Here is a 12,669-nt window from a genome sequence, read left to right as displayed (position 1 = left end):
ATGCTTACCGCTATGAACAATGGGGGAGATCTTATGTTGGAACGTCAGGATGGACCGTTAATTATTCAGTCGGATATGACGGTGCTGCTCGATTATGAGCATCCTTTATCGGAGGAAGCGCGCAGGATGCTGATCTTGTTCGCGGAGCTCGTTAAACGTCCGGGAAATTGGCATACGTATAAAATGTCCTCTTTATCCTTGTGGAATGCGGCTTCTACCGGCATGGATGCGGCAACGGTTATCGAATCGCTAAGAAAATATGCCAGGTACGGACTGCCCGGAGTATTGGAGACGAATATTCGTACGCTTATGGAGCGGTATGGCAAGCTTCGGCTGGAAATCAACGAGTACCATCTCATCTTATATGGTGACAATTCTTTGCTGGATGAGATCGCAGGGCATCCGATCATTCTGGAATGCCTGAAGGAACGCGGAACCGGCGGTTCCTGGGAGGTAAATCCGGAGTACAGGGGCCAGCTTAAACAGGAATTAATCCGGCTTGGGTTCCCTGTCATCGATTTGGCCGGCTACCATACGGGAGAAGCATTATCCGTGTCGCTTAGACCGTTAACGCTGAGCGGCAGGTCCTTCGAGCTTAGGGACTACCAGCGGCAGGCGGTTGATCTTTTTTATAAAGAAGGGACGATTCAAGGGGGCAGCGGCGTTATCGTTCTGCCATGCGGAGCGGGCAAAACGATCGTCGGGATCGCGGCATTGGCAAGGCTGAACAGCGCTACGCTTATTCTTACTTCCAACGCAACCAGCGTACAGCAATGGAAGGAAGAGCTGCTGGACAAGACAACCCTTCAACCGGCGGAAGTCGGAGAATATACGGGCGCCTCGAAGGAGGTCCGCCCCGTAACGATTGCAACGTATCAAATTCTGACCCACCGGAAGTCGAAGAAAGATTCGTTCCGTCACATGAAGCTGTTCTCCGAGCGCGACTGGGGGCTCATTATATACGACGAGGTGCATTTATTGCCTGCCCCGGTATTCCGCATGACGGCCGATATCCAGGCAACAAGAAGGCTAGGACTCACGGCAACGTTGGTTCGGGAAGACGGCTGCGAAGAGGATGTATTTTCCCTGATTGGACCAAAGCAGTTCGAGCTGCAATGGAAAACGGTCGAAGCGGAGGGGCATATCGCATCGGTTAAATGCACGGAAATCCGCGTGCCGATGGATCAAGGCATATCCGAGCTGTACCATTCGGCGGAGAAGCGTTCGCGGCTGCGTCTCGCAGCGGAGAATCCCGGCAAGGTACCGGTTGTCCGCCAGCTGCTGGAGCGTCATGAGGGAACGCCAACTCTCATCATCGGGCAGTATCTCGATCAGCTTCATTCTATTGCGGATTCATTAGAGGTGCCGGTCATTACGGGAGAATTGCCGCAAAATGAACGCCAAAGCTTGTACGAACAGTTTAAGTCGGGAGATGTGCCTGTTCTTGCGGTATCCAAGGTGGCGAATTTTGCGGTTGACCTTCCCGATGCGGCCGTGGCCATTCAGATTTCGGGAAGCTACGGTTCAAGGCAGGAGGAAGCACAGCGGATAGGCCGCATTTTGCGTCCGAAGGAAGGCCGGAATGAAGCCTGGTTCTACACCATTGTGACCGATGAGACCAGCGAAACGGAATACGCCGCTAGGCGTCAGATGTTCCTGCTTGAGCAAGGCTACCAATACGAGCTTGAAAAACACCAGTAAGGGAGGTCATTCTTCATGTTTGTACAACAATGGTCGGAGAAACTGACAAGCCGCGTGAAGCAGCAATTCATGATGTCTCCCTTATGGATTGATGCTGCAGAGCGCGGGTTGCATTGGGAGGAAGCCGTAATCGACAGGCGATCCATCGAAGAAGCGGTGAACCGGATGGACGAAGCAGCCGCCGCCGTTCTGCGGGCATTTTATAATTGCTTTGGAGCCGGTCCCGTCTCGGAGGAGCGGCTTTTTTCGTTGCGGCAGCGATTCTCGGGTGCCGAGTTCCGTTACGGATTGATCCAGCTGCAAAATGCGGGGATTATTTTTGCGCTCCGTCAAGGCTGGGGGGAGCGGCTGTATGCGATGCCAAGCGATTGTTTTATGCGGTGGCATCCCTATTTGTTTCGGCTTGATCAACTGCCCGCAGCAAACAGGTTAAGCGGATTGTGGGAGCAGCGGCAGGAGGATATGGCCCTTAAACCGCTTGGAAGACAGCTGCTGTCGATATGGGCGGAGCTAGCCCGAAGCGGTTTAGGCCTGACGTCAAAAGGAGTTCTTCCCAAGAAAACAGCCGCAAAACTTATGCATGCCGTTTCTATTACGGATGCGGATCTTCTCCAGGCTGGCTGGCAGCAGGAGGAAACGGATCCTTATACTCCTGCCGTATCTTTTGCGCTGAGGCTTAGCAGGCAATTAGGCATAGTGGCAACTGAAGGAAAGCAGTTAAGGTGGCAGAAAGATACGCTTGCTGCTTGGTTCTCGGAGGAGGAGCTTAAGCGGGAGGCTTTATTATTTCTCTGGTGCCTGGATGAGCTTCTGGAGAAAAAACCTGCGATGTGGCATGTCATGGCGCTGTTGACCCGGCTTGAGCCTGGGGCCTGGTATTCGGAAGCGGATATAGCAGACCAGCTCCCGCTGCTTGATGTGGAAGGCATGGAGTGGGGTGAGAGCCGCGCTACTTGTTTGAATCTGCTGCGCAGCTTCGGATGGATGGAACTCGCGCGCACCGGAGACCATAGAATGCTCCGGTGGACGATGATGCCGCTCTTCCTCGATACTGGGCGGCGTCCGTCGGCGAGGCCAGAGCCCATTATGATAGAACCTAACGGCGATCTGCTTGTTCCTCCGGGCTGTTCTTACAGGGTCCGATGGGAGCTGGAGCTTGTGGCAGACAGGAAGAGCGACGACCTGCTGTCCGTATGGCAATTAACGCGAAGTTCTATAGAACGGGCAATTATTAACGGACGGAGCGTTGCTTCGGTTATAACCTTTTTGCAATCGGCTTCCGGCGGAATGCCAATCTCGCCATTGCTCGAAACCAGCTTGGCCGATTGGGAAAAACAGACGGAAGCGGTTGCTAAGCAGGCATCAGAAGCGTATCCCGAATTGCCTCTTGAACATCCATCGGAAGAAAGCGGGTTCGCGCTTTGTTTTTCCGGACGGGCATTTGCGGGCTGCGAGCTTATGAATCATGAGGATTTCAGAATAGAGCGGTTTCTGCCCGAGCTTGAACGGGTACCTATAAATTGGATGCAGCAGTTCAGATCTTATCATCACTCCACGCGCCTGGAAATTCTGGAGAGGGCTTTGAGCTGGCAGGCTCCGGTCCAATTAAGGATGAACGAAAGCGTTGTGGCTTTTGTGCCAGCCAGACTGGAGAGGAGCGGAGACGGCTGGACCGTCACCGGCTTGCTGCGCGAAGCCGAGACGCACCGCGAAGTATGCTTGTCTCCGGAAATGTGGGAAGGGATGAAGTTGGTTGCGCCGGGAGTGAGTGGATTTGTGTAAAATTGTATCTATTCATTGAATGATTATGATATGATAGATTCTAAGCAAGTGTAAAAGAAAAGAGGGTGAACAAATGCCAACAACCACAGTTCTGCCCTATGATGGTGCAAGCGGCGTTTCTTCGCTGGATATGGCGTCGCTGTTAATGTGCGCTTACGAGCTGGGCGATTTTATTAACCAATCGGCTGAGGTAGCCGATTATCTATATTGGAAAGAAGCTGTACAGGAGGATGAGCAGGTGAAGGTGCTGACCAAGCAATTCGCCAAAGCGAAAGAGCTGTTCTCGGAATGCGAGCGGTTCGGCAGATTCCATCCGGATTATCATGCAGCTAAGGATAAAGTGAAGCAAATCGAGCGGGAGCTGGACGAGATTGAAGCGGTGAAACGGTTCAAGACGGCCGAGCAGCTCGTAGATACGATGCTGTATGACGTATCCCGCATGATTGCGGAATCGGTATCCGAGACGATTAAGGTACCGGGCAATGAAGGGAAAACGGGTGGCTGCGGAGGCGGCGGATCCTGCAGCTGCGGAAGCGGCGGCTGCGGATAGACCTTTGCTTGATTCGACTCGACGGAGGGAATAGATGTTGTTACCGGAACGGACAGGTTATATCATATGGGTGAGCGATCTGAAAGCGGCCAGAACGCTGGAAAAGTACGGAACCGTTCATTATATGTCGCGCAAGATGCATTATGTCGTGATCTATATGAACGCAGAGCGCGCGGAGGAAGCGGTAAAGACAATAAGCCGTCTGCCGTTCGTGCGCAAGGTTGAACGATCTTACCGCAACGAATTAAAGACAGAATATACAAAAGATGCCGAGGATAAGACCAGATTCTACAGCATGTAGAACTAGAATTTCATAAGCATGAATATTTATGAAATTCAAAGAAGGAAGTTAATTATAATTAAATAAAATTGCGGGAAGATCGCTGGTACACAGAGGACCAATGTACGGCGATCTTCTTTCTTTTATTAAGTTTTACAAATAATTACATTTATGGGCTGAGTTTATTTTATTGTTGAAATCTCGGACAATCATGGTTAAAATATCCTTATACATAAAAATGGTAAAAAAGACCTGGTTCCTAAGATGGAGGTGTGGTGAACGATGAAGGACAAAACGACTAGAAGATGGAGCACTTATGAGACTTTTTATATCGAATTGGGCGATAAGAAAGTGGCGGACATCGTTATTACTAACCATGCCAGGAGCCGGTGGGTGGATCGGGTTGAAAGTGAGAAGACGGGTTACGAGGATATTGCCGAATTCTTATGGGAATGCCTGAAGCAAGGACGAGTTGAGCCTTATTACCGGAATGAAGAGGATGTTTACCTGATTGACGACGATCTGGTGTTTGTTGCTGAATTTGCCCCATCGGAAACAGACATTGATCTGCTTGGCAACCCGCTACACAAGATGATTGTAGTTACCTTTTTGGGCCGTATGTCGGAGACGATCGAATTGCGGGATTTGAAATCATACTATTCATGGCTTCGTCACTCCAGAAGAATGACCTTGGTGAAAAACAGTCGAAAAAGGAAATAAACGAAGAACCGCTGGCGCAACATCCTTTCGAAGGGTGCTGCGCTTTTTTGCGTGCATTTGTAGTATAATAACCGCTAAGAAGAGAGGATGGTCGGACAGATGGCGCTTAATTTTCATCAATTGCACATTTTTTATACGGTAGCGGAACGGGGCAGCTTCTCTGCTGCCGCCCTGTCGCTGCATATGACTCAACCGGCCGTGACGATGCAGGTGCAGTCGCTGGAGGACTATTTCGGGACAAAGCTGCTGCAGCGGTCTACCAAACGGATCGACTTGACGGAAGCGGGTAAGGCGTTGATGCCTTACGCCCGGAGAAGCATCGAGCTGATCCGCGATACGGATCAAGCGATGTCGGCGTTTACCAAGCAGCTCAAGGGACGGCTTCAACTTGGCGCCAGCCTGACGATTGGAGAATACATTTTGCCGCGCTTGCTTGGTCCGTTCGGGCAGACGTTTCCGGAAATATCGATCAGCATGAAGGTAATGAATACCGCTCAAATCATTGAAGAGATTATCAATCATCAATTGACCTTTGGATTGATCGAAGCCCCGGTCAATCACCCGGATATGCAGATGGAGGCCGTCATGAGCGACGAGCTGAAGCTGATCGTCCCAAAAGATCATCCGCTGTCAAAGAAGCCGACGGTTCTCCTTGACGAAGTAGCTGATTATCCGTTTGTTGTGCGTGAGCAAGGCTCCGGTACACGATTAGTAATGGAGGACCAGCTTAAGCGGAAAAAAATCGATCCGGCTGACCTGAAGATTGTGATGGAGCTGGGCAGTACGGGGGCGGTAAAGTCGGCGGTAGAAGCCGGTCTTGGCGTCTCTTTTATCTCCGAATCGTCCGTAAAGCATGAGGTGGCGCTTGGGCTTTTGCATGTGGTTCCGATTGAGGACACCCGGTTCAAACGGCAGTTCTACTCGATTTATTTGAAATCCACGCTTTTGCCGATATCGGCAGTTACGTTTCTCACTTTTTTAAGAGAGAAGGATTTGCAGCAATGGTTGTAGGAAAAGCGGATTTGCACAATCACACAACCGCCTCGGACGGAACGATGCCGCCGGCCGCCGTTGTTGCCCGCGCGAAGGCGGCGGGGCTAGCTGCTGTCGGGATTACCGATCACGATACGATGGCAGGAGTGGAAGAAGCGCTCGCGGAAGGACGGAAGTTGGGGATTACCGTTGTCCCCGGGGTTGAGCTTAGCACGGTTGCCGACGGTCGCGATATTCACATGCTGGCATACTATCCGGACTGGCATAATGCGCTCTGGCAGGAGCGACTTGCCGGGCTTCGTGAGACGCGCGGCACGCGGAATGAGATGATTATAGAGCGGTTAGTCCAGCTCGGGATTCCCGTTACTTTGCAAGAGGTCGAGCGAATTGCTGCCGAGCAGGCGTTGGCCGGAAACGGAAAAGGCAAAGGGAAAACGATTGGCCGCCCGCATATTGCGGAGCTTTTGATCCGAAAAGGCGCCGTTGCCACGATGGCGGAAGCATTTGAACGGTATTTGGGGGAAGGCGGCGCCGCGTACGTGAATCCTCCGCGTCTCCATCCGTTTGAGGCAATCGAATGGATTCGCGAAGCGGGAGGGACAAGCGTAATCGCGCACCCGGGCTTGTATGGCCGGGATGATCTGGTCGAGCACCTGATCGGGAAGGGCGTTCAAGGGATCGAAGTATACCATTCCGACCATGGACCGGAGGAAGAACGGCGTTACGCGGAGCTGGCAAGGAAACACGGACTTATTATGACCGGCGGCTCGGATTTCCACGGGGAGCGTCAAGGCGAGGTGTTCCACGGCGAGATCGGCAGCAGAACCGTTGATGCCTCAGTGCTGGACCAACTTCGCAACAATAAATAACATTCACGAAAAATAGCGGTGCATGGGAGATGTCCCTGCACCGCTATTTCTATATATTTGCCGCTAGTTAACGATTCTTTTAGCGTAAACCAGCGAAGATGCAAACCATGTGCCTTCCATTGGCTCGTAAGTGACTTTTGCGCGTCCGCCGCCGGCTTGGAGGATGTAGTGCTTGCCGTTAACCACGCCCGCATAAATGCCGACATGGCCGCCGCCGCCGCTTGTAGAGCGGTTTAATGATCCGTCACCCCGATCGGCCGAATTTTTAAAGAACAACAAGTCTCCGACTTTCAGGTTCTTGTATTTATTTTTGGAGTCAACGATAACTTGCTTGCCGATGCTGCTGCTATAGCGCTGCGTGCGCGAAGCGCTGGAAAACTTGATTCCGAGCGTGCTGCTGTATACCCAGGAAGTAAAGTTGGAGCAGTCAAAGCCGTAACCGGGTTTTTGTACTCCGCTGCGCCATTTTACGCCAAGCTGGGTTTTGCCTTTCGTAATCAGTTTGCTAAGCTGCGTGCTTTGAGTAGAGGTTGCTGCTGCCGCTTTAGGAGTGGTTACTCCAAGCGCAGGGGCTTGTACAGCACCGGTTAAAGCGATAACGCCTGCCAAAGTGATAATCCCTTTTTTGAAAATCGTTTTTTTAGTCATGTATATATCCTCCTAATGGTTTTTTTGTGCAAGAAAGCGTGTAGTCTGCCAGGACAAGTTTTGTTTGGCACTTTTAATACTAATGACTTTTTAAGGGGGTAGTCAGCTAATAAAAGTTACCAATTCCATTGAAAAGGACTAAAATAAATATTCTTTTATAAACCCTTATTTCACCTTTAAAACAAAAAATGCTAATTTAACAATTAATAATCGTCAAAAAAGAAAGAAATGAAATAAATAATAACCGTTAGTCATCTGTATTTATGTATTTAAGTATGATTAGGTAATTTAAGGTTTCCTGATTTATCGGATTGGGCCTTTATTCCAGAGAAGGATAGCGAAGGGGTTAAGGTTCGTTAAAGTTTTCTAATTTAGGATAGATCGAGCAAAAAACGAAAAAGCAGCCCGCCTCAGGTTGGGGGCGGACTGCTTTTTGTTTAATTCACGCTGCGCGATGGCATGGCTTTGATCCGCTGCTCATCGGGAGTAATAAACAGGGTCTTCTGATGGTCATAGATGACATAACCCGGTTTCGATCCGCTTGGCTTGCGGACATGGCGGATAAACGTGTAATCCACGGGGATTAGGCTGGATTCCCTCGCTTGACTGTAATAGCCGGATAACATAGCTGCTTCTTCCAAGGTGGCATCTCCAAAGTCTCCTCCGCGGATGACGACATGAGACCCCGGAATATCCTTCGTATGCAGCCACACATCCGAAGGGGAAGCAAGCCGGTTCGTTAAGTATTCGTTCTGCGTATTGTTCTTGCCGACATAGATGCTCACGCCTTCGGAGGAAGTGTAGCAAATCAAAGTTGGACGCGCCGGCTTTTTCCGTTTCGGTCCGCGCTTCACTCTGCTGCGAAGATAACCTTGCTCGACAAGCTCATCCCTGATCTCCTCGATATCGGCAAGCGAAGCATTGTCCAGCTGCTGCAGCAGCGTTTCCATATAGGATATTTCGCCTTGGGCGATCGCCATTTGCTCTTCAACCACGGCAATGCTGTTCTTCTGTTTCGTATATTTGCGGAAATACCGCTGCGCATTGTCCGAGGGCGTAAGCTGCGGATCCAGCTCGATCGTGACCGTTGCCTGCTCTTCGTCATAGAAGTTGATGAGTCGGGCCGATGTGTCGCCGCGGTTGATCTGGTGCATATAGGCAGTCAGCAGCTCGCCCAGCACGCGGTATTTATCCGCATCCTGTGCTTCCTCGACCGTTTCCTTCAGCTTTTCTATCTTCTTCTCGTTCTTGACCTTCTCGTTCTGGACGAACCGGATGAGATCCAAAGCGCGCTGCTTGACCGTATCCCGTTCCGCTTTATCGCCGTAAAAGGCTTCCAGGCATTCGCTGATTGAAGCAAAATGCTCGGAAAAGCCTTGCACATGGGTTAGCGGAGTGATGGAAAAGTAGGATTTGCCATTGGCATCCACCGCTATGGTTGGCGCGTAGACATGTGCCCGGACATCGCTCATAAGCGCCTGGAAGCTGTTCCAGAGGCTGCTGCTTCCGTTCTCCGCGCGGAATACGATCTCTTTGGCGAGCAGAGGGCTTAGTCCGCTAAACGCCTGAACAAGCTGCCGCTGGGGCGGCAGGCTTTCATTGCTGTCATCCGCATGCTGCTCGAGTGCGGCCAGAAAATCCTTTTCGCTTGCAATGGCAAGGGGGTCGGTCTTTCCTTGATCGGGCGGGGCAGTGTATTTGCTGCCCGGCATAACAATCCGGAACGTACTGATGGCAGGCGTGACGTGATGGATGCCGTCATGAATCGTCCCGGTTGAGGGATCCAGCAAAATAATGTTGCTGTGCCGTCCCATAATTTCAATAACGATCGTCTTGAGCGAAACATCGCCAAGCTCGTCGCGGTGCCGGACGTCGATATGGATAATCCGTTCGCGTCCGATTTGTTTGACTGCTTCAATCGTTGCGCCTTCGCAATATTTGCGCATCAGCATGCAGAACATCGGTGCTTCCAGCGGATTAACGTAAGAAGCATTCGTCCAGTGAACGCGAGGATACGTCGGATTGGCGGACAAGAGCAGCTTGCCCTGCGCCCCTGCGCCGCGGATGCTGAATACGAGATCATTGTCCGTCGGCTGGTGAATTTTATGAATGCGAGCGCCAATGCAGCGCTGAAGCTCTTCAACTGCTGCGTGAATAACAATGCCGTCTAAGGCCATGAGGGTTTAAGTCTCCTTTATCAATGTCTTTCTCTATCATGCCATAGTTAAACCAAAAACTTAAGTCTTTAAGTGGGATATTTTGCAGTTTGTCCGAATACATTTAGGCTTGAGAGGCTGTCCGAGAGCGCTCGGCATATACGGGAGGGAGTCGTACAATGGAACAATTGAAATGGCACCAAATGGAGGCGGGCGAACTGGCGAATAAGCTGGGCAGCTCGCTTGCGCAAGGGCTGTCTGCATCGGAAGCAGAAGACAGGCTGTCGAAGAACGGGCGAAACGAGCTGGCGGAGGGCGAGCGTATTTCCCCGGTTGTGCTTTTCCTGAATCAATTCAAAGATTTCATGGTGCTTGTGCTAATGGGCGCTACTCTCATATCGGGGCTCTTGGGCGAATATTTGGATGCCGTGACGATTGTGGCCATTATCGCGATTAATGCGGTACTCGGCTTCATTCAGGAATTCCGTGCGGAGAAGTCGCTTAGTGCCCTCAAGGAACTGTCTGCGCCTACGGCAAAAGTTATTCGCGGCGGACAGCAGTTGATGATTGCAGCGAAAGAGCTAGTAAACGGGGATGTTATTCTGCTCGAAAGCGGCGACCGCATTCCGGCCGATATCCGGCTGATTGAAGCGAACAGCTGCTATGCCGAGGAATCTGCCCTGACAGGCGAATCGGTGCCGGTCGGCAAGCATGCCGCAGCTATTCATGAAGAGGACCTGCCGCTGGGCGACCAACGGAATTTGGGCTTTATGGGGACCATGCTTACCCGCGGAACAGCCAAAGGGGTTGTCGTCCGGACGGGCATGGAAACGGAAATGGGTAAAATCGCGGGACTCATTCAACAGACCGAATCGATGGAAACGCCGCTTCAGCACAGACTGGAGCAGCTTGGCAAAATATTAATCGCCGTTGCGATCGGACTTACGATTATGGTCGTTGTTGCCGGCATTCTGCATGGACAGCCTGCCTACGGCATGTTCCTCGCCGGTGTCAGCCTGGCGGTAGCGGCTATTCCGGAAGGGCTCCCGGCCATCGTTACGATTGCGCTTGCCCTTGGCGTACAGCGGATGATTAAACGGAAGGCGATTGTCCGCAAGCTGCCTTCCGTGGAAACGTTAGGCTGCGCTTCGGTTATCTGCTCCGACAAAACGGGCACGCTCACGCAAAATAAAATGACCGTCACGAACATTTGGCTGGGCGGCCGTCATCTCCAGGTGACGGGCGAAGGCTACGAGCCGGTTGGAGCTGCTTTCGAGGATGGCGCCATGGTGGAAGTGAAGCATGATATCTCCCTCAAGCGTCTCCTGCAAGTATCGGCGCTTTGCAATAACGCGACCATTACGCAGGCGGAGCAGCAGGAATCGAAGAAACGGAAAAGCAAAGAGTCTCAGGAGGAATGGGTGCTGAAAGGCGACCCGACGGAAGGCGCGCTTACCGTACTGTCGGCTAAGCTTGGGATGTCCGCGAAATCGCTGGAAGGCTTATATAAGAGGGAAAAGGAATTTCCGTTTGATTCCGAACGGAAGCGGATGAGCGTTCTTGTCTCGCATCAGGGTGGCAAGGTTGTGTATACGAAAGGCGCTTCCGACATGCTGATGGACCATTGCAGCTACGTGTTATGGGACGGCAAGGTTGTGCCGTTTACCGCTACGCTCAAGAAAAAATGCGCGAATGCCGCGGAAGAAATGGCGCAAAACGCGCTGCGCGTGCTTGGCCTTGCTTACCGGGATATCCGCAGCGGCGAAGCGACGGAGACGGAAAGCGATGTGGAATGCCAGCTTGTATTTGTCGGCCTGACCGGCATGATCGATCCGCCGCGCCGCGAGGTGCGCGATGCGATTGCGACCTGCCGCAGAGCGGGCATCAAGACGGTTATGATCACGGGCGATCATCAGTTAACCGCGGAAGCGATCGCTCACCAGCTTGGCATCATGCCGCGCGGCGGCGTTGCGCTGAGCGGCAGCCAGCTGGAAAATATGACGGACGATCAGCTCGACAAGCATGTAGACAACATCTATGTCTACGCCCGCGTATCGCCGGAGCATAAGCTCCGGATCGTCAAATCCCTGCAGAGAAAAGGGCATGTGGTTGCCATGACCGGCGACGGCGTAAACGACGCTCCGGCTATTAAAGCCGCCGATATCGGTATCGCAATGGGCATTACCGGAACGGATGTCTCCAAAGAGGCTTCCGCGCTTGTATTAAGCGACGACAACTTTGCGACGATCGTCTCGGCTATCGAAGAAGGCCGGAGTATTTATGAGAATATCCGCAAATTCATCCGTTACCTGCTGGCGTCAAACGTCGGCGAGATTCTGACGATGTTCCTGGCGATGATGGCGGGTCTGCCGCTTCCGCTCGTGCCGATTCAGATCTTGTGGGTTAACCTTGTGACGGACGGCTTGCCGGCTATGGCGCTTGGGGTTGACCAGGCGGAGAAGGATCTTATGCAGCAGAAGCCGCGCTCGGCCAAGGAAAGCGTATTTGCAAGAAGGCTTGGCTGGAAAATCATCAGCCGCGGCGTATTGATCGGGGTATGTACGCTAGGCGCCTTCTGGATTACGTTAAAGCTTGCTCCGGGTACAGCCTCAGAGCAGCTTACCAAGGCGCAGACGGTCGCTTTTGCCACGTTGGTATTGGCCCAGCTCATTCACGTCTTTGACTGCCGCAGCTCGCGTTCCATCTTTCACCGCAACCTGTTCCAGAACCGTTACCTGGTGCTTGCCGTTCTATCGTCCTTGATCCTGATGATCGGGGTGCTCTACATTCCGATGCTTCAGCCGATCTTCAAGACGGTGCCGCTCAACTTCCGCGAATGGTGTCTGGTATTTGTGGCCGCCGGCATTCCAACCTTCCTGATGGGTATCGGCAGCGTGCTTGGAACAAGCAAGCCTAAAAGCAAGCCGGCAAAAATGGCGTTTAAAAATGTGTAACGAAGTACAAATGATG

General features: G+C 52.0%; 10 protein-coding genes. 8 read left to right on the top strand and 2 right to left on the bottom strand.

The genetic code is table 11. The features are described from left to right. The first annotated feature begins 33 nt into the window (after window positions 1–33). From WFJ73_RS08345 to WFJ73_RS08315, 7 genes are all read left to right on the top strand, one after another. Window positions 34–1,701 (top strand): DNA repair helicase XPB, encoded by a 1,668-nt coding sequence (locus tag WFJ73_RS08345; RefSeq protein WP_336772598.1) that lies wholly within the window; start codon window positions 34–36, stop codon window positions 1,699–1,701. A gap of 15 nt (window positions 1,702–1,716) precedes the next feature. Beyond that, the gene (locus WFJ73_RS08340; protein ID WP_336772597.1) at window positions 1,717–3,483 is read left to right on the top strand and encodes a helicase-associated domain-containing protein; all 1,767 of its coding nucleotides are present in this window, start codon (window positions 1,717–1,719) and stop codon (window positions 3,481–3,483) included. Window positions 3,484–3,556: 73 nt separating this feature from the next. After that, a complete protein-coding gene (locus WFJ73_RS08335) occupies window positions 3,557–4,033 on the top strand; it encodes a YlbF family regulator (RefSeq protein WP_336772596.1) in 477 nt (158 codons plus the stop codon). 37 nt (window positions 4,034–4,070) lie between these two features. After that, window positions 4,071–4,334, top strand: a complete 264-nt coding sequence (locus tag WFJ73_RS08330; RefSeq protein ID WP_041614405.1) for a YlbG family protein — start codon at window positions 4,071–4,073, stop codon at window positions 4,332–4,334. Between the two features lie 261 nt (window positions 4,335–4,595). Then, the gene (locus WFJ73_RS08325) at window positions 4,596–5,033 is read left to right on the top strand and encodes a hypothetical protein (protein ID WP_127493463.1); all 438 of its coding nucleotides are present in this window, start codon (window positions 4,596–4,598) and stop codon (window positions 5,031–5,033) included. 99 nt (window positions 5,034–5,132) lie between these two features. After that, window positions 5,133–6,044 carry a selenium metabolism-associated LysR family transcriptional regulator gene (locus WFJ73_RS08320; protein ID WP_336772595.1) on the top strand — a complete coding sequence of 304 codons (912 nt, stop codon included), beginning with the start codon at window positions 5,133–5,135 and terminating at the stop codon, window positions 6,042–6,044. Further along, window positions 6,035–6,895, top strand: a complete 861-nt coding sequence (locus tag WFJ73_RS08315; protein WP_336772594.1) for a PHP domain-containing protein — start codon at window positions 6,035–6,037, stop codon at window positions 6,893–6,895. Before WFJ73_RS08320 ends, WFJ73_RS08315 begins: the two co-directional genes overlap by 10 nt. A gap of 63 nt (window positions 6,896–6,958) precedes the next feature. Here the strand turns inward: WFJ73_RS08315 and WFJ73_RS08310 are convergent, their stop codons facing one another. Beyond that, complete coding sequence (locus WFJ73_RS08310; protein ID WP_336772593.1) at window positions 6,959–7,543, bottom strand: C40 family peptidase; 585 nt, start codon at window positions 7,541–7,543, stop codon at window positions 6,959–6,961. 437 nt (window positions 7,544–7,980) lie between these two features. Beyond that, the gene (locus WFJ73_RS08305) at window positions 7,981–9,720 is read right to left on the bottom strand and encodes an Rqc2 family fibronectin-binding protein (RefSeq protein WP_336772592.1); all 1,740 of its coding nucleotides are present in this window, start codon (window positions 9,718–9,720) and stop codon (window positions 7,981–7,983) included. 158 nt (window positions 9,721–9,878) lie between these two features. Here WFJ73_RS08305 and WFJ73_RS08300 point away from each other — a divergent pair, with 158 nt between their 5' ends. Continuing rightward, window positions 9,879–12,653 carry a calcium-translocating P-type ATPase, SERCA-type gene (locus tag WFJ73_RS08300; protein ID WP_336772591.1) on the top strand — a complete coding sequence of 925 codons (2,775 nt, stop codon included), beginning with the start codon at window positions 9,879–9,881 and terminating at the stop codon, window positions 12,651–12,653. The last annotated feature ends 16 nt before the right edge of the window (window positions 12,654–12,669 follow it).

The organism is Paenibacillus sp. MMO-58, from assembly GCF_037146255.1.
Taxonomy (GTDB): domain Bacteria; phylum Bacillota; class Bacilli; order Paenibacillales; family Paenibacillaceae; genus Pristimantibacillus.
The sequence above is the reverse complement of the archived record's forward strand: the minus strand, read 5'-3'. Positions and strand labels throughout refer to the sequence as shown.